Annotated in this window: 17 protein-coding genes; 12 read left to right on the top strand and 5 right to left on the bottom strand. The window is 72.1% G+C overall.

Translation table 11 applies throughout. The features are described from left to right. The first annotated feature begins 25 nt into the window (after window positions 1-25). Genes RBH18_RS22350 through RBH18_RS22330 form a run of 5 tightly spaced genes read left to right on the top strand, consistent with a single transcriptional unit; the run spans window position 26 to window position 4,690 of the window. Window positions 26-1,483, top strand: a complete 1,458-nt coding sequence (locus RBH18_RS22350; protein ID WP_306210857.1) for a menaquinone biosynthesis decarboxylase — start codon at window positions 26-28, stop codon at window positions 1,481-1,483. Continuing rightward, entirely contained in the window at window positions 1,480-2,379 is a 900-nt protein-coding gene (gene mqnP, locus RBH18_RS22345; protein WP_306210855.1) for a menaquinone biosynthesis prenyltransferase MqnP, read from the top strand. The genes RBH18_RS22350 and mqnP overlap by 4 nt, the downstream gene beginning before the upstream one ends. 31 nt (window positions 2,380-2,410) lie before the next feature. Next, window positions 2,411-2,938 (top strand): SigE family RNA polymerase sigma factor, encoded by a 528-nt coding sequence (locus RBH18_RS22340; protein ID WP_306210853.1) that lies wholly within the window; start codon window positions 2,411-2,413, stop codon window positions 2,936-2,938. Next, window positions 2,919-4,031: a hypothetical protein gene (locus tag RBH18_RS22335; protein ID WP_306210851.1), complete on the top strand. Its 1,113-nt coding sequence runs from the start codon at window positions 2,919-2,921 to the stop codon at window positions 4,029-4,031. Before RBH18_RS22340 ends, RBH18_RS22335 begins: the two co-directional genes overlap by 20 nt. A 17-nt stretch (window positions 4,032-4,048) precedes the next feature. Beyond that, window positions 4,049-4,690, top strand: a complete 642-nt coding sequence (locus RBH18_RS22330; protein ID WP_306210849.1) for a UbiX family flavin prenyltransferase — start codon at window positions 4,049-4,051, stop codon at window positions 4,688-4,690. Here the strand turns inward: RBH18_RS22330 and RBH18_RS22325 are convergent. After that, a complete protein-coding gene (locus tag RBH18_RS22325) occupies window positions 4,663-4,944 on the bottom strand; it encodes a BldC family transcriptional regulator (protein WP_305787776.1) in 282 nt (93 codons plus the stop codon). The two genes, RBH18_RS22330 and RBH18_RS22325, sit on opposite strands and share 28 nt — an antisense overlap. 222 nt (window positions 4,945-5,166) lie before the next feature. On the opposite strand from RBH18_RS22325, the gene RBH18_RS22320 reads away from it, so the two are divergent. The 3 genes from RBH18_RS22320 to RBH18_RS22310 are packed head-to-tail and all read left to right on the top strand — an operon-like array spanning window position 5,167 to window position 8,069. Then, window positions 5,167-5,622, top strand: coding sequence for an Lrp/AsnC family transcriptional regulator (locus RBH18_RS22320; protein ID WP_306210846.1), 456 nt, complete (start codon window positions 5,167-5,169; stop codon window positions 5,620-5,622). Further along, window positions 5,619-6,689, top strand: a complete 1,071-nt coding sequence (gene cds1 / locus RBH18_RS22315) for an L-cysteine desulfhydrase Cds1 (RefSeq protein ID WP_306210844.1) — start codon at window positions 5,619-5,621, stop codon at window positions 6,687-6,689. The genes RBH18_RS22320 and cds1 overlap by 4 nt, the downstream gene beginning before the upstream one ends. 57 nt (window positions 6,690-6,746) lie before the next feature. After that, window positions 6,747-8,069 carry a gluzincin family metallopeptidase gene (locus RBH18_RS22310; RefSeq protein WP_306210843.1) on the top strand — a complete coding sequence of 441 codons (1,323 nt, stop codon included), beginning with the start codon at window positions 6,747-6,749 and terminating at the stop codon, window positions 8,067-8,069. Here RBH18_RS22310 and RBH18_RS22305 read toward each other — a convergent pair. The 3 genes from RBH18_RS22305 to RBH18_RS22295 all read right to left on the bottom strand — a co-directional run bounded on the left by RBH18_RS22305 (window position 8,053) and on the right by RBH18_RS22295 (window position 11,744). Next, the gene (locus RBH18_RS22305) at window positions 8,053-8,667 is read right to left on the bottom strand and encodes a putative glycolipid-binding domain-containing protein (RefSeq protein ID WP_306210841.1); all 615 of its coding nucleotides are present in this window, start codon (window positions 8,665-8,667) and stop codon (window positions 8,053-8,055) included. The genes RBH18_RS22310 and RBH18_RS22305 overlap by 17 nt on opposite strands. An 87-nt stretch (window positions 8,668-8,754) precedes the next feature. After that, window positions 8,755-10,473 (bottom strand): DEAD/DEAH box helicase, encoded by a 1,719-nt coding sequence (locus RBH18_RS22300; protein WP_306210904.1) that lies wholly within the window; start codon window positions 10,471-10,473, stop codon window positions 8,755-8,757. A gap of 686 nt (window positions 10,474-11,159) precedes the next feature. Continuing rightward, a complete protein-coding gene (locus tag RBH18_RS22295; protein ID WP_306210839.1) occupies window positions 11,160-11,744 on the bottom strand; it encodes a hypothetical protein in 585 nt (194 codons plus the stop codon). 460 nt (window positions 11,745-12,204) lie between these two features. Here RBH18_RS22295 and RBH18_RS22290 point away from each other — a divergent pair, with 460 nt between their 5' ends. Further along, the gene (locus RBH18_RS22290; RefSeq protein ID WP_306210837.1) at window positions 12,205-12,576 is read left to right on the top strand and encodes a hypothetical protein; all 372 of its coding nucleotides are present in this window, start codon (window positions 12,205-12,207) and stop codon (window positions 12,574-12,576) included. Between the two features lie 644 nt (window positions 12,577-13,220). Here the strand turns inward: RBH18_RS22290 and RBH18_RS22285 are convergent. Further along, window positions 13,221-14,927, bottom strand: a complete 1,707-nt coding sequence (locus tag RBH18_RS22285) for an NlpC/P60 family protein (protein WP_306210836.1) — start codon at window positions 14,925-14,927, stop codon at window positions 13,221-13,223. A gap of 248 nt (window positions 14,928-15,175) precedes the next feature. Here RBH18_RS22285 and mqnE point away from each other — a divergent pair, with 248 nt between their 5' ends. The 3 genes from mqnE to RBH18_RS22270 form a co-directional block, all read left to right on the top strand. Then, complete coding sequence (gene mqnE, locus RBH18_RS22280) at window positions 15,176-16,345, top strand: aminofutalosine synthase MqnE (RefSeq protein WP_306210834.1); 1,170 nt, start codon at window positions 15,176-15,178, stop codon at window positions 16,343-16,345. 308 nt (window positions 16,346-16,653) lie between these two features. Beyond that, a complete protein-coding gene (locus RBH18_RS22275) occupies window positions 16,654-17,082 on the top strand; it encodes a hypothetical protein (protein WP_306210832.1) in 429 nt (142 codons plus the stop codon). Window positions 17,083-17,095: 13 nt separating this feature from the next. Beyond that, the coding region (locus RBH18_RS22270) for a DUF4229 domain-containing protein (protein ID WP_306210831.1) at window positions 17,096-17,396 on the top strand (301 nt) is incomplete at its 3' end.

The following is a 17,396-nucleotide window of genomic DNA, read 5'->3' as shown; positions in this document are numbered from 1 at the left end:
GGGTGACGGGTGAAAGACTGGGGGCATGGCCAGCGGCTTCCCCCACCCCGATCTGCAGAGCTTCATCGCGGCCCTGGAGGCCGCCGGCGAGTTGCGCCGCGTGCGCGTCCCGGTCGATCCCACGCTGGAGATCAGCGAGATCGTGACCCGCACGGTCCGGGCCGGCGGTCCGGCGCTGCTCTTCGAGAATCCGACCCGCGGCGACATGCCGATCGTCGTCAATCTCTTCGGCACCGAGAAGCGCATGGCGATGGCGCTGGGCGTGGACCGGCTCGACGAGGTGGGCGACCGGATCGGCGCGATGATCAAGCCGGAGCTGCCGGTCGGCTGGTCCGGCATCCGCGAGGGCCTCGGCAAGGTGCTGCAGCTCAAGTCGCTCCCGCCCAAGAAGGTGAAGAGCGCCCCGTGCCAGGAGGTCGTGCTCAAGGGCGACGAGGTCGACCTGGGCAAGCTGCCGGGCCTGCAGGTGTGGCCCGGCGACGGCGGCATCTTCCACAACTTCGGGCTGACGCACACCAAGCACCCCGAGACCGGCAAGCGCAACCTGGGGCTCTACCGGCTGCAGCAGCACTCGAGGAACACGCTGGGCATGCACTGGCAGATCCACAAGGACTCCACCGCCCACCACGCGGTGGCCGAGCGGCTCGGGCAGCGGCTGCCGGTGGCCATCGCGATCGGCTGCGACCCGGTCGTGAGCTATGCGGCGAGCGCGCCGCTGCCCGGCGACATCGACGAATACCTGTTCGCGGGCTATCTGCGCGGCGAGCGGGTCGAGATGGTCGACTGCCTGACCGTGCCGCTGCAGGTGCCGGCCGAGGCGCAGATCGTCCTCGAGGGCTATCTGGAGCCGGGGGAGCGGCTGCCGGAGGGGCCCTTCGGCGACCACACCGGCTTTTACACGCCGGTCGAGCCGTTCCCGGTGCTGCACATCGAGACCATGACGATGCGCAAGCAGCCGATCTACCACTCGATCGTCACGTCGCAGCCGCCGCAGGAGGACCACGGCCTGGGCAAGGCCACCGAGCGCATCTTCCTGCCGCTGCTCAAGATGCTGATCCCGGACATCGTCGACTACGACATGCCGGCGGCCGGCGTCTTCCACAACTGCGTGATCGTCTCGATCCGCAAGCGCTACCCGAAGCACGCCCAGAAGATCATGAACGCGATCTGGGGCGCCCACCTCATGTCGCTCTCCAAACTGATCGTGGTCGTCGACGAGGACTGCGACGTCCACGACTATCACGAGGTCGCCTTCCGGGCCTTCGGCAACGTCGACTACGACCGCGACCTGGTCGTCACCCAGGGCCCGGTTGACCACCTGGATCACGCGTCCTACCAGCAGTTCTGGGGCGGCAAGGCGGGGATCGACGCCACCCGTAAGCTGCCTACCGAGGGGTACACGAGGGGCTGGCCCGAGGCGATGACCATGGCGCCCGAGGTGAGCGCCCTGGTGGACAAGCGGTGGAAGGAATACGGCATATGACAGCGCTCGCGCCGGCGGCACCCGAGAAGCCGGGCAAGGTCAAGGCCTTCCTGCGGCTGGTCGCGATCGAGCACTCGGTCTTCGCGCTGCCGTTCGCCTATCTGTCGGCGCTGGTCGCCATGGACCGGCTCGGCACCGGCGTGCACTGGGTCGATCTGCTGCTGATCACGGTCGCGATGGTCGCGGGGCGCACGTTCGCCATGGCGGCGAACCGCATCCTCGACCGCAAGATCGACGCGCAGAACCCGCGTACGAGGAATCGCGAGCTCGTCACGGGCGCGGTGAGCGTGCGCACGGCCTGGACCGGCGCGGCCGTCTCGCTCGTGGTGTTCTTTCTCGCCGCCGCCCTGCTCAACTGGCTCTGCCTGGCGCTGTCGCCGCTGGCCGTGATCCCGCTCATCGTCTATCCGTACGCGAAGCGGTTCACGAACTTCCCGCACTACGTGCTGGCGCTCGCGCAGGCGGTGGCTCCGGTCGGCGCCTGGCTGGCGATCACCGGCACGTTCGACGGCTCGGGCCCGGCCTGGGTGCTCGGCGTCGCGGTCGGCCTGTGGATCGGCGGCTTCGACATCATCTACGCCTGCCAGGACGTGGAGATCGACCGGCAGATCGGGGTGCACTCCACCCCGGCCCGCTTCGGCGTCCGCACGGCGCTGCACATCTCGACCGTGACCCACGTCGTCACGTTCGCGCTGTTCGTCTGGTTCGGCTTCCTGGTCGACCTGAGCTGGTTCTACTGGGCCGGCCTGGCGCTCACCGCGGCGTCGTTCGTCTACCAACACGTCGTCGTCACCCCGACCGACCTGTCCAAGGTCAACCGGGCCTTCTTCACCGCGAACGGCTTCGTGGGCATCGCCCTCTTCGTGTTCACGCTCCTTGATCTGATCGTGATGTAACCTCCCCGGCCGCCGGACCCGTCTAATCCCCGTGAGCGACAGAGACACGGAGTTCCGAGACTTCGTCACCGCGCAGATGGATTCGCTGCGCGGCCTGGCGTACCTCACGTGCGGCGACTGGCAGGCGGCCGAGGACGCGGTGATGACCGCCCTCGCGAAGCTGTACGTGAAGTGGCGGCGGATCGACAACCACGCCGCTTATGCCCGCACCGCGGTGGTCCGCGCGGCCATCGACGAGACCCGCCGCCCCTGGTGGCGGCGGGAGCGGGCACAGAGCGACGCGATGCCGGACCGGCCGCTGCCCTACGACAGCACCGGCCACGTCGACGACCGGCTGAAGGTGCGCCAGGCGCTGCAGCAGCTGCCCAAGCGGCTGCGGGCTGTGCTGACGCTGCGCTACCTGGAGGGCCTGAGCGTCCGGGAGACCGCCGAGACGCTGGGCTGCCCCGAGGGAACGGTCAAGAGCTACACCTCGCGGGGGCTGGACGCGCTGCGCCAGATCCTCGGCACCGAGGTCTTCATCACCAAGGAGAGCCGTCGTGAAGCCCGAGCTGTCTGACATGTTGCGCGACGCGAAGTCGGACGCGCCCAGTCCCCGTTACTCCGTCGACGACTTCGTCGCCGCCGGCCGCAAGCGCCAGCGCAAGACCCGGGCCATGTGGGCCGGCACCGGCACGGCCGCCGCGGTCCTCGCCGTGGCCGGAGCGGTCGCGGTCCCGCAGCTGCTGCCCGGCGGCGAGGCGGACGACGCCCCCGCCACCCAGGTGGCCGCCCCCGCGGCGGAGAAGAAGCCGTTCACCTATCCCGCGGGCGACTTCACCGCCAACATCAAGCCCTACCGGGTCGGCGACCTGAACGTCTCGGCGGCGACCCAGGTCACCTCCGCCTACGAGATCGCCTCGATCACCGGGCCCGGCCGCGGCCAGGTCTTCGAGGACGAGGACGGCACCCAGCGCGACATCGGCAACCAGGTCGCCGCGCTCGTCGTCTACCGCCCCGGCACCTTCGACCCGTCGGCGGTCAAGAAGGGCAAGCAGGTCGGCGAGGCCTTCTACGCCGCGGGTGTGGCGGGCGACCCCAAGAAGGGGAAGGCCGGCGAGGACGGCTTCTACTCCTGGGAGTACGCGGACGACTCCTGGGCCGTCATCAAGTTCCAGGGCGGGCAGAAGCTGGCCGCCAGCGACCTGGCCGAGGTCGCCGAGGGCCTGACCGCCGCCGAGGAGAAGCCGGTGCAGATCGGCTTCAAGCTCGGCTACGTGCCCGCGGGCTTCGCGCTCAACGCGGCGGGCACCACGTGGGACGGCATGGCCATCCCGCTCGAGGGCGGCTCCTACGCCAGCCTGCTCAAGGGCGACTTCCCCTACAGCGGCCTCACCGACACCGTGCACGAGCCCTACCTCGTGGGCGACAAGCAGCTCCCGGTGCTGACCCTGCAGGTCGTGCCGAACTGGTACAACAAGCACCCGGCCGCGGGCGACGAGCCGTACTGCGCCTCGGCGGGCCTCTGCTACGTGCAGGCGCCGGGCGGCAAGGTCACCCTCGAACTCAACGGCGGCGGCTTCCTGCCCGACGCCGAGCTGAAGAAGGTGCTCGGCAAGGTGACCTTCGCCTCGGGTAAAGCCTGGTTCGACGCCACCGCCGCGATCAAGTAAAGGTGCATGCTTGACGCATGCGCATCCCATGGATCGTCGGCGTCTCAGGAGCCTCCGGCACGCCCTACGCCAAGGCCGTGATCGGAGCGCTCCTGGACGCCGGCGAGGCCGTGGACCTGGTGATCTCCAAGGCCGCCCGGCTCACCCTGCTCGACGAGACGGGCGCGACCGTGCGGGACGCTCACTGGAAGGACGATCTGGCCGCCTGGCTCGCGCGGGACGTGAGCCAGGCGGATCTCGCGTACTGGCCCGCCGGTGATCTCGCCGCGGGGCCGAGCAGCGGCTCCTATCCGGCGAAGGGCATGGCCGTGGTGCCCGCCAGCACAGCCGCGTGCGCGGGCATCGCGATCGGGCTCAGCAAGGACCTGCTGCAGCGTGCGGCCGAGGTCAACCTCAAGGAGCGCCGGCGTACGGTCGTCGTGCCCCGCGAGACCCCGGTGACCCGCAGCCACCTGGAGCACCAGATCGCCCTGCTCGACGCCGGCGCCGTGGTGCTCCCCGCGTCGCCGGGCTTCTACGGCGCGGGCGCGGACGCCACGGCGCAGCAGCTCGTGGACTTCGTGGCCGGCAAGGTGCTCGATGCGCTCGGCGTGCCGCACGACCTGTTCCAGCGGTGGCGCGGCGAGCTCAATCAGCGCAGCCCGTTGGGCGGGCCGTAACCGCCGCCCGGGTTCGACGGCCCCTGGTTGCGGGGCCTGTTCTGCGCGTCGTCCTCGCGCATCTCCTCGACGACCGCGGCGCCCTCGCCCTCGAGCAGCGCCCGCACCTCCGACTCGCGGAAGCGACGGTGGCCACCCGGAGTCCGGATGCTGCCGATGCGTCCGGCGGCGGCCCAGCGCGTCACGGTCTTGGGGTCGACCCGGAAAAGAGCGGCAACCTCCCCGGGCGTCAGCAGTCGATCTCCAGTGTCCACGGCCCTCTCCTCGCGTTCGTTGTGGGAGCGCCGGTGGTCACGGTGCGTGTCGGCGTGCTCGATCGGGACGTACAGCCATTAGAGCATCGGGCAAAACACCAAGTCGCTGAAATGCGGAAAAAGCCCCGATTGCTCTGATGGCCGTTATTCTTGCGCGGCTGGGCGGTCGCCGCCCGCTACCGGGCGTGAACACCTGCCGGGCCCACACTAACCTTTGCTGACATGGACGCCATCGATCTGCGCCTGATTGACCTGCTCCGGGACAACGCCCGCTCCTCCTATGCGGAGCTGGCCCGGCAGGTGGGCCTTTCCGCCCCGGCCGTGCACGAGCGGGTGGGGAAGCTGGAGACCGCCGGGACGATCCGGGCGTACCGGGCGGAGGTCGAGCCCGACGCCATCGGCCTGGGCATCACCGCGCTGATCAGCATCGTCGAGGACTCCGGGGCGGACACCGACGACGTGCTCGCCGCGCTCCGGGTCATGCCCGAGATCGAGTCGTGCTACTTCATGGCGGGCGTCGAGTCGTACCAGCTGACCGTGCGGGTGGGGACGATCGCCGAGCTGGAGCAGCTGATCGTGCGGGTCAATCGGACGCCGGGGGTGGCGTCCACGCGTACGGCCATCGCCCTCTCCACCAAGTGGGAGAACCGTCCCCAGCCCGGCCGGGTGCCGGCGTGAGCCGCGAATGGGCGGCCGAGGCGATCCGGCTCGTCGAGGCCGACGCCAACCGCTCCGCCGACACGCACCTGCTGCCCTTCCCGCTGCCCGCGCGCTGGGGCATCGACCTCTATCTCAAGGACGAGTCGTCGCACCCCACCGGCTCGCTCAAGCACCGGCTGGCCCGCTCCCTTTTCCTGTACGCCCTCTGCAACGGCTGGATCGGCCCCGGCACCACGGTCGTCGAGGCCTCGTCGGGGTCCACGGCCGTGAGCGAGGCCTACTTCGCGCGGATGCTCGGGCTGGACTTCATCGCGGTCATGCCGGCGGCCACGTCACCGGAGAAGATCTCGCTCATCGAGTTCCAGGGCGGCAAATGTCACCTGGTCGCCGACCCGACGGCGGTGGTCGCCACGGCGCAGCGGCTCGCGGGCGACCTGGGCGGACACTTCATGGACCAGTTCACGTACGCCGAACGGGCCACCGACTGGCGGGGCAACAACAACATCGCCGAGTCCGTGTACGCGCAACTGCGGCTCGAACGGTTCCCCGAGCCGGCGTGGATCGTGGTGGGCGCGGGCACGGGCGGCACGAGCGCGACGATCGGGCGGTACACGCGGTACCGGCGGTTCGCCACGCGACTGGCGGTGGTGGATCCCGAGGGGTCGGCGTTCTTCCCGGCGTACGAGAAGCAGGATTGGACCTTGTCGACCGGCCGCGGCTCGCGCATCGAGGGCATCGGGCGGCCCACGGTCGAGCCGTCGTTCCAGCCGGCCGTCGTCGATCGCATGATCCACGTGCCGGACGCCGCGTCGATCGCCGCGATGCGGGCGGGCTCGGCGGTGCTGGGCCGGCGCGTGGGCGGGTCGACGGGCACCAACCTGTGGGGCGCCTTCGGGCTGATCGCGGAGATGCTGCGCGAGGGGCGCGGCGGCTCGGTTGTCACGCTGATCTGCGACGGCGGCGAGCGGTACGCGGACACGTACTACTCCGACGCCTGGGTGTCCGCCCAGGGGCTGGCACTCGACCCCTTCCTGGGCGCCGTGGACCTTTTCTTGTCCACCGGAGAGTGGAGCGGGGGTTCCTGAGCGGCCGTTCCGTGGGAGGATCGTGGCCCTAAAGCGATTCACGTTCGAGGAGTGCCCGTGGCGGATGACGGTGAGCCGGTCGGCATCGCCCCGTCGCTCATCCCCCGGCAGCGTGGCGACTTCTCCCTCTCGGACCTGCCCGATCCCCCGAAGCGCCGGCGTCGCCGGGCCCCGCTGATCCTGGGCGTGCTGGCGCTCCTTGCCGGGCTCACCTTCGTCGCGGGCCGGGACATGCTGGCGGAAGCCGTCCGGCCCGCGGTCGCCCGCCCGCCGACGCCGCTCGAGGCCGCCCGGGCGTCGCTGAAGCAGCAGTCCGCGGCATTGCTGAGCGGCGACTCCGCCGGCTGGCTGGCGGCGGTCGACACCGCGCTGCGGCCCCGCTACCAGGCAATGTTCAAGTCGCTGCGGTCGCTGGGCGTCAGCCGGTTCGACTACGACCTCATCGTGTCCGACGCCTCCGCCGACGTGATCAATGCCCGCGCCCGGATCCACTACTGCTTGACCGGCAACACCTGCACCGCCTCGACCGCGCCCGTGCTGGAGCACCGGGTCGCGCTCAAGCCGGTCACCGGCCGCTGGGTGATCGCCGCGTCGAGCACCGAGCGCAACGAGGACGACTTCCAGCCGACGCCGTGGGACAACGGCGGGCTCGTCTTCGCCCAGGGCAAGCGGGTGACCCTCGCCGCGCTCCCCGCCCAGAAGAAGCACTTCGCCTCCGTCCTGCCGATCGCCGACGCCGCCGCGCTGGTCAACGACAAGTTCGCCAAGCTGGTCGGCAACCCGCAGCACCGCTACCGCGTCTATCTCGCCGGCGCGAAGCAGTGGAAGAGCTGGTACGGCGGCATCGACGACAAGTGGGTGGTCGGCTACGCCGTCCCGCTGGGCGAGGCCGGCATGGACGTCGTCCTCAACATGGACGCGCTGGTGAAGGACCGGCGCCTGCTGGAGACCACGGTCCAGCACGAGCTCGGTCACGTGGTGACGATCGGCACGCTGCACCGCCGCGACTGGGGGTCGGGCGACATGTGGCTCAAGGAGGGCATCGCCGAGTACATCGGCTGGTACCCGGAGCCCGCCACCGCCAGCTGGCGCCGCAGCTCGGTGCACGAGCTGGTCACCGGCGACCACCCGCCCACCAGCATCGCCACGAAGGCCATGGCGACCGACGCGCGGCAGGAGGAGGGGGACAGCTTCTACGGGCTGGGCCACTTCGCCGCCGCGTGCCTTGCCGAGAAGTACGGGCAGCGGGCGCTCTTCACCTTCGTCCGGCTGTACCTGCGCGAGGAGAAGGACCTCGACCCCGCCGCGCGGGAGGCCTTCGGTCGGCCCTTCGCCACGGTCGACAGGACGTGCGTGTCGTGGATCAGGGACAACGCTTAGCGAGTCCCGGATAGTCTCGGACAAATCCCTCGTCGTCCACCGTCAGGTCGGCGCTGAAGGTCTCGCTCGCGAAGCGGACCCTGCCGTCGCCCAGCGCGGTGTAGATCTGGTCGGCCTGGATGACCTCCAGGCTCGGCAGGCGCACCCAGGCGACGCTGACCCGATGCGCGACGCCGGCCTCCTCACCCAGCAGGCCCAGCCGCCGGATCGGCAGCGTGTTCGTCAGCGGAGAGCCCGTCAGGTCCACGTCGCACGCCCCGATGAGCAGGTCGGGATCCTCCGTGCCGGGCAGTCCGACGCGGGCATGGCCGCTCGCTGCCAGCGCTTCGTCCAGGTCGCCGGTCTCCTGGGTGGTCGCTCGCCACTGCCCGCCGTCGGCTTCCAACCGGAGAGTACGGGTCCAGCCCGCGCCCGCGACGGACACGTCCATGCTGGTCGTGACCCAGTCCGGGCCGGTGCGCAGCTCGTACGTCGCCGTGTACTCGATCGGGTCCACGGCCAGCATCGTGCCCTTGGCGTGGAGGCCGGCGCGCGTGTCGGCCAGGACGTGCTCGGCGCCGGTGGTGTCGCGGCGTTCCCAGAAGAGCGAGGTGGGCATGCTGTTGTTCCTACCCCGTACGGGGGCCGCTGCACGAAAAAAGGCTCCCGGATCATCCCGGGAGCCTTTCCTCAGTTACGTGCTGGTTCAGTGCGTGTGGGCGGGGCGGCCGCTGGAGTAGCGGTTGCCGCCCTGGTCGCGGCGGTCGTTGCGGCCGCTCTCCCGGCGGAAGCCGCCCGTGCGGTCGCCGAAGTTACGCGACGAACGGTCGCCGGAGCCGCCGCTGTAGCCGCCCCGGTCGCCGTAGCCACCGCGGTCGCCGGAGCCGGCCCGGTCGGAGCCGCCGCTGTAACCGCCGCGGTCGCCGCCTCGGTCGCTGTAGCCGCCGCGGTCGCCGCCCCGGTCGCTGTAGCCGCCCCGCTCGCCCGACGCGGCGCGGTCGCTGTAGCCGCCGCGGTCGCCGGCCGGACGACGGTCGCCGAACGGGCGGTCGCTGCGCGGACGGTCGCCGAAGCTGCTGCCACGCTCGCGGTCGCCGAATCCGCCACGCGGCCGGTCGCCGTAGCCGCCGCGGTCGCCGCGCGGCCGGTCGCCGTAGCCACCGCGGTCACGGTCGCCGTAGCCGCCACGGGGGCGGTCGCCGAACCGGCGGGGACGGTCGCCACGCTCGCGGCGGGGCTCCGGCTCCTCCTTCACCGGGATGCCGCTGGGCTCGCGGGCGCCGGTGATCTCGGCCAGCTTCTCGTCGCCGAGGCGCACGCGCACCTCGCCGGGGAAGACGCCGGCCTTCTGCATCATGGACTGGGTGCTGCGGCGCTGCTTGGGCAGCACCAGCGTCACCACGGCGCCCGACTCGCCCGCGCGGGCGGTGCGGCCGGCGCGGTGCAGGTAGTCCTTGGGGTCCTTCGGCGGGTCCACGTGCACGACCAGCGAGATCCCGTCGACGTGGATGCCGCGGGCCGCCACGTCGGTCGCGACCAGCACGTTCGTGCGGCCTTCCTTGAACTCGGCCAGCGTGCGGGTGCGTACCCGCTGGGTCTTGCCGCCGTGCAGCGCGCCGGCGCGGACGCCGACCGCCGCGAGCTGGTCGACCAGCCGGTCCACGCCCATCTGCGTCCGGGCGAAGACGATCGTCTTGCCCTCGCGGTTGGCGATCCACGACGTGATCGGGAACTTGTCGTGCGGCGGGATCAGCAGCAGGTGGTGGTCCATGGTGGACACGCTCGCCTCGGCCGGGGCCGTCGAGTGCGTCACCGGGTCGTTCATGAACCGCTTGACCAGCGTGTCGACGTCGCCGTCGAGCGTCGCCGAGAACAGCAGGCGCTGCGCCCGGGCCGGCGTCTTGGCCAGCAGCTCGGTGACCTCGGGCAGGAAGCCCATGTCGGCCATCTGGTCGGCCTCGTCCAGGACGGTGACCTCGACGTCGTCGAGCTTGCACGCGCCCCGCTCGATCAGGTCGCCGAGGCGGCCCGGGGTGGCGACCATGACCTCGACGCCGCGGCGCAGCGCGTCCATCTGCCGGTCGTAGGGCACGCCGCCGACGGCGGTCTTGAGGAACACGCCCACGGAACGGCCCAGCGGCATCAGCGAGTCGGCCACCTGCATGGCCAGCTCACGGGTGGGGACCAGGATCAGCGCCTTGGGGTGGTGCGGGCGGGCCCGGCCACCCTGGGCGACCCGGGCGAGCACCGGCAGGCCGAACGCGAGCGTCTTGCCCGAGCCGGTCTGCCCGCGGCCGAGCACGTCCCGGCCGGCCAGCGCGTCCGGCAGGGTCGCGGCCTGGATCTCGAACGGGGTGGTGATGCCCTCGCGGTTGAGCACGCGCACGAGCTCGACCGGCAGTCCCAGCTCGGAGAAGCTCGGCAGCGCGACCGGCTCGGCCTCGGCACCGGCCTCGGCGACCTGCGTGTCGTCGCCGGCCTCGGCGTCGGCCGTGGTGACCTGCGCCTCAGCGTCGGCCGCGGTGACCTGCGCCTCAGCGGCGGCCGTGGTGGTCTGCGCCTCGGCGGTGGCCGTGGCGGTCGGCGCGCCGGCGTCGGCCGTGGCCTGCGGCTCGGCGGCGGTCGTGGTCTCGCCGGCGGCCGGCGTTGCGGCGTCGGCCTGCGCGGTGGTGTCGATCGGCGCCTCGGTGGGCGCGGTGGCCGCCGCGGCGGCGGTGGTCTCGGCGGCGGGGGCGGCCTCGACAGCGGCGGCGGTCGCGGGGACCTGCGCCGGCTCGGTGGTCTCGGCAGCGGTGTTCACCGTCTCGGCGGCAGACGCCGCGGAGGGGGATTCGAAGACGGACGGGAACGTGCTGGGGTCAGCAAAAGTGGTCAAGAGAACCTCTCTACGGGGGCGCATGCTCGCGTATCCGCCGCGGAAACCTTGAAGCCCGCTGCTGAAATCCCCGCAAGAACGCCCGTGGCGTGCTCCTGAAGAGCACGCCAGGTCAATTACTGTCATCAGTGTACGGGTCAACGTCGGCGACCCGGCCCGCATTCCGCGCCGGTAGTGGGCAGACTCACCCTCGGCGCAACCTCGCCAGCTTAGGGTCCGCGGGTCGCTCCGACAACTCAGCCCGAGAAAACGCCACCGATCATGTCGCTGAACGCGTCGCCCACGGTGAAGACGAAGAGCAGGCTGACGCCGACCAGGAAGCCCAGCACCGCCAGCATCGCCACGACGACCTTGACGTTGCTGCGCCGCTGGTTCTCGGGGACGTCCCGCCAGCCCTGGGCCAGGATGTGCCCGGTCAGCGAGCCCGAGTTCTCGGCCGCATTCATGCTGATGGGCATCGTCATGTCCGCGGGCGCGTAGTCGGCCAGGCCGCCGTACATGCCGGCCTGCTCCCGCTGCTGGGGCACGGACGTGTGTCCGGAACCCGACCCGTACATTCCGGGCCCCCCGGCCGGGGCGGGCGGCTGCCCGAACGGCTGCCGTGATCCACCCGATGCGCCGACCCCGAACGACGCCCCCGCGGCGGCGGCCTGCGCGGCGGCCGTGCTGATGGGCATGGTGCGGTCGGACTCGGGCTCGTCGTTGCGGAACGGCATGGTCCGGTCGGAGCCCGGCATCGCCGTCGAGATCGGCATGGTCTGATCGGCCTGCGGCGTGGCCGGGAACTGCGTCCCGGCGGCGAAGGCGGTGTTGATGGGCATGGTGGCGTCTGCGGGCGGGGTGGGCACCGGCATCCTTCGGTCGGCAGCGGAAGTCGGCGGAACTGTATAGCTCGGCAGCCCGGTCGCACCGGCGATCGCGGGTGGCGCGGGGAACGGGGCCGGCGGCGTCGGCGGCACCGGCGAGGGGTGGGGCCCCGGCGGCACGGGCGAAGGCCCGGGACCGGGAGGTACGGGCGAAGGCCCGGGACCTGGCGGAACGGGCGAAGGCCCAGGGCCGGGAGGTACGGGCGAGGGCCCGGGACCCGGCGGCACGGGCGAGGGCCCGGGGCCGGGCGGGGTGGGCGACGGGCCGGGGCCGGGCGGCGCCGGGGCGGGCGTGGGCTCCGGCTTGAGCGGCTCGGTCGGGTCCGCCGGGCTGGGCGGCTGCGGGCGCTGCGGCTCGGGCTTGGCGGGACGCGGCTCGGGGGTCGACGGCTCGGGCAGGTCCGGCTCGGCCGGCGTGCGCACGATCGTCTTGTCCTCGTCCGGCCCCGACGCGCTCGATGCCGCGCCGGCCGACGAGTTCGGGAAGAAGGCCGTGCGGTCGTCACCCCCACCACCCGAAGCAGCGGCGGACGAGACAGGAGCCGCGGACACAGGCGGTGCCGAGGCGGGCGTCACGGAGGAGTTGGACGTCGCGGAGACGGGTGGTGCGGAGGCGGGCGTCGTGGAGACGGGCGGTGCGGAAGCGGGCGTCGTGGAGACGGGCGGTGCCGAGGCGGGCGCCGGGGAGGCGGATGGTGCCGAGGCGGGCGGTGCTGACTTGGGTGCCGTGTTGAGCGGCACGGCGGCTGAGCCGGAGACGGGCGCCGCGGCCGGTCGCGTGCCGTAGAGGCTGCCGGAGACCGGGGCGGCGGCGGGCTTTGCCGAGCTGCCATAGAGGCCACCGGAAACGGGGGCGGCGGCGGGCTTCGACGAGCCGCCGTAGACCGAGCCGGACACCGGGGCCGAGCTGGGCTTCGAGCCGTACACCGCGCCGGACGTCGGGGCCGCGCTGGGAGTCGACGCCGCTCCGGAGGTTGACGCCGCTCCAGAGGTCGGTGCCGTGCCGCCGGGGGCCGGGGCCGGGCCGGAGGTGGGGGTCGGGCTCGGGGTGGTTGCGGAGGCCGGGGCGGCCGGGGGCCAGAGGGCGCCCGGGCCCGGGGGCGGCGGCGGGCGGTAGCCCTGGTCGCCCTCCGGCTGGTCGCTGCGCGGCTGGTCGGCCCGGGGCTCGCTCCGGGGCGGGGAGCTGCTCGCCGAAGATCGCGCAGCCGCCGGCTTCGTGCCGTCGCTGCCCGATCCCGCCTGCTGCTCGTCCATGGGTCCTCCCGATCGCCGCCACGCGGTGCGCCGGCGCCAACTACCGGACGCCGGGCAAGCCGGTTGCCGGGCGCTGGTAACCACCGTGCCATATCAGTGCTCGTGAGCGCATCCGGCGTGGGCCGTCCGCGAGGCGCGTGTTACCCCCGCGAACGGCCGTGACCAGCGAGAAAGGATCTAGCTGGATTGTTTGGCCTCGGCCGACGCCTGGGCCGAGGCGGACGCCTCCGCGGAGGCCGAGCTCGCTGCCGACTCCGACGGGGTCTTCGTCGCCTCCGACGTCGGGGCGCTCTCCGTCGGAGCCTTGGTGGTCTCCTCCGGCGTCGGTGCCGCCGTGGTCGCCGATGTCGTCGGATCGGCGGTCGGCGACGGGTCCTCGCTCGGCGTGGTCGGGGACGGGTCCTCGCTCGGCTTCGTCGGCGTCGTCGTGCTCGGATCGGTCGACGGGGTGCTCGGCTTCGTCGGCGTGCTGGGCTTGGTGGGCGTGCTCGGCTTGGTGGGCTTGGTGGGGGTGCTCGGCTTCGTCGGCGTGCCCGGCTTGGTCGGCGACGTCGTCGGCTTCGGCGTGACCGGGGTGGTGGGGGTCGTCGGCCGGGTCGCCGGCGTGTGGTTGCTCGGCGTCTCCGGGTCGGGCGCGCCCAGGTTGGGGCCCTCGACGACGCCCTCGACCGAGCCGTAGATGCGGGTCGCGGCGAACAGGCGGGTCCAGCGCACGGGCGTGAGCCGGACGTCGAGACCGGTGCGCGGCGCCTCGACCATCATGCCCTCGCCGGCGTACATCGCGACGTGGTGGATGCCCGTCCAGCTGCTCGTCGAGCTGAAGAAGAGCAGGTCGCCGGGGAGCAGCGAGTAGCGGTCCACCGTCTTGGCGCGGGTCTGGTAGTACTGGTCGCGTGACACCCGGACCAGCGGGAAGCTGCCCGCCTGCGCCGACCGGTAGGCGTAGTACATGAGCCCGGAGCAGTCGAACTCGTTCGGGCCCTCCTCCGACCAGACGTAGGGGTCGCCGCGCTGGGCGAGAGCGATCTGCAGCGCCGCCAGCGCCCGGGGGTCGGCGCCCCGCCCGGCGGTCTCGCCCGCGAGGATGCCCTGGCCGATCGCGGCGTCCTGGGCCGCCTCCGCGGTGTCGGCCGCGTTGATGACGGCGGCGTTGTCCTGCTCGAGCTTCTGCTGGGCGGCCGTCTTGGTGTCGACGGCCTTCTGCTGGGTCGTCTGCGACTGGGTGAGCTGCGTCAGCTTGGCGCTGAGCGCCTGCTGGTCGGCGAGGGCCGCGGCGAGGGCGGCCTGGGCGATGCTGAGCTGACGGCTCGCCGCCTCCTGCGTGGCCGAGTCGCCGCGCTGGAGGCGCGCCAGGGAGTCGAGGTCCTGCAGGCCCGACCCGAGCGTGCCGGGCGGGAGCGCGGCGGCGTCGCGCACCGATGTCTTCGCCGCCTCCTTGACCTCGGTATGAGCCTGCGTCACGGCCGCGCGGGCGTCGATCGCCTTCTGGTCGGTGGTGGCGATCTGCGCCTGGGTGAGAGCGATGTCCTCCTGCAGCTTCGCCAGCTGCTCGCCGAGCGTGGCCAGCTCGGCCCGGCCCGCCTCGACCTTCCGGAGCACCGGGTCGGTCGGCAGGGTGGAGGTGACGGGGCTGATCGTCGTGGCGGCCGAGCTGCCGCCGGTCGCGCCCTGCTGCCCGGGCAGCGTGACGGCGCCCGGCAGAACCGGCCGGGAGCCGGTGTCGGGCACGGCGACGGGGACGCCGCCGGGCGACACCGGATCGGCGAGGGCCGGCATCGGGTTGAAGAGGGCGGCGATGGCCGCAGCCGCGGTAGCCGACAGCACGACCGGACGCCACCAGGGGCGTCCCCGCAGCGCCGAGGTGAACCGGTGCTGCCTCTTCATCGGCATGAGCTCCCGTCCGAGACCTGTGGCGCCGGGCGTTCCCGGCTCCCTAATGGTCTTACCGCAACACCTGCACCGCTGTCGATTGATGGAAGATGAAAGGACCCTGAGAATCGTGAGCCGGTTACGTGACCTGGGGCGGAGCGCCGAGTGACCTACGCCGCACCCGAGGCGGCACGGCTGGAACCTCACGCCGCGTCAGGACGTACGCTCGATCCACCGAAGCGATGCAGGGAGAGGGGGCTCGGGTGGACGCCGGACTGAAGCGTGAGCTGGAGGCCAAGGTCTATGCGGGTGAGCGGCTGACGCGCGAGGACGGCATCGCCCTCTACGAGTCCGACGACCTGGCATGGCTCGGCCGGCTGGCCCACCACAAGCGCACCGAGCTCAACGGCGACCGGGTGATGTTCAACGTCAACCGGCACCTCAACCTCACCAACGTCTGCTCCGCGAGCTGTGCCTACTGCTCCTTCCAGCGCAAGCCGGGGGAGAAGGACGCCTACACGATGCGCATCGAGGAGGCGGTGGCGAAGGCCAAGGAGATGGAGGACGAGCAGCTCACCGAGCTGCACATCGTCAACGGCCTGCACCCCTCCCTGCCCTGGCGCTACTACCCCAAGGTGCTGCGCGAGCTGAAGGCGGCGCTGCCCGGCGTCAAGCTCAAGTGCTTCACGGCGACCGAGGTGAAGTGGTTCGAGAAGATCAGCGGCCTGCCGGCGAGCGAGATCCTCGACGAGCTGATGGACGCCGGCCTGGAGTCGCTGACCGGCGGGGGCGCGGAGATCTTCGACTGGGAGGTCCGGCAGCACATCGTCGACCACGACACCCACTGGGAGGACTGGTCGAGGATCCACCGGCTGGCCCACGAGAAGGGCATGAAGACCCCGGCCACCATGCTCTACGGCCACATCGAGGAGCCGCGGCACCGCGTCGACCACGTCATGCGCCTGCGGGAGCTGCAGGACGAGACGGGCGGCTTCGCCGTGTTCATCCCGCTGCGCTACCAGCACGACTTCGTCGACTCGGCCGACGGCAAGATCCGCAACCGCCTCCAGGAGCGCACCACGATGGCGGCACCGGCCGAGTCGCTGAAGACGTTCGCGGTGTCCCGGCTGATGTTCGACAACGTCCCGCACCTCAAGTGCTTCTGGGTCATGCACGGCCTGTCCGTGGCGCAGCTCTCCCTCAACTTCGGCGCCGACGACCTCGACGGCTCGGTCGTCGAGTACAAGATCACTCACGACGCCGACTCCTACGGCACCCCGCACACCATGCACCGCGACGACCTCCTCGAGCTGATCACCGACGCGGGCTTCCAGCCGGTCGAGCGCAACACCCGCTACGAGGTCGTCCGGGAGTTCGACAAGCCGATCTCCCTCGCGGAGCGCCGCAGCGAGCCCCAGCGCGTCTGGGCCTGACCCCTCCAGCCCGTCGAGACTTCGCCCTTGCGCGCCCAGCCGGCCCGGGCAGCGGCGGCAGGGTGGGGCGGCGGCAAGGGCAGCAGGGTCGAGCAGTGGCAGGGGCGGCGGGCTCGGCTCGGGCAGCGGTGGCAGGGTCGGGCGGCGGCGGCGGGCAGCGGCGGCGGGACTTCGGGAGTGCGGCAGGGTCGGGCGGCGGCGGCAGGGCAGCGGCGGCGGGACTCGGGGAGTGCGGCGGGGCGGGTTCGGGCTGGTCGGCGGGTGTGGGCTGAAAGGGCGGGCTCGGCACGGCGTACCCTGTGGTTGTCATGGCGGAGACCGAGAGTGTGCGACGCCCGCGCCGGGATGCGGACGGGCGGCTGGCGACTGTCCAGGATCTGCTCGGGGTGGCGCTGGCCGGGCTGGCGTCCGGGCTCGTCATCCTGCTGATCTTCGAGGGCGTGATGGCTCTGATCCGCGCCTCGGAGTTCGGGGATGCGAGCGGCTGGATCGCCATCGTGCTGCCGGTGTGGCTGTTCACCGAGGAGTTTCGCGCGGCGGGCTACGGCGCCTATCGGATCATCGTGGCGGCGCTGGCGGCCGGCTTCGGGATCGCCGTCGGCATGACCCTGGCCGGGCTCGTGGCGCCGGCGTTCCCCGCGCTGGTCAGCGGCACGGTGGGGGCGCTCGGGCTGACCGTGGTCTACTGCCTGGTCTGGTTCTACGGCCTCCGATGGCTCAGTCATCGGGTCGGCTGACAGGAGTCTGGTGATGAATCCCGCCCTCAAGTACACGCTGGGCCGCTTCGGACTGTTCGTCGTGGTGTTCGCGCTGCTGCTGCCCGTGCCGCTGAACTTCCTGGTCAAGGCGATGATCGCGCTCGTCGCGTCGGCTGCCTTCTCGTACTTCCTGCTGGCGAAGTGGCGCAACGAGATGGCCGAGCAGCTCGGGTCGGCCGCCGAGCGCCGGTCCGCCGAGAAGGAGCGGCTGCGCGCCGCCCTCGCCGGGGACGAGGCGGCGGCCGCGGCGGGCGACCGCGTCACTCTCGCCGAGGACGGCCCCGTCACGCAGA

The sequence above is a fragment of the Actinoplanes oryzae genome (genome assembly GCF_030757795.1).
Classification (GTDB): Bacteria; Actinomycetota; Actinomycetes; order Mycobacteriales; family Micromonosporaceae; genus Actinoplanes.
This window is presented reverse-complemented; position numbering and strand designations above follow the sequence as displayed.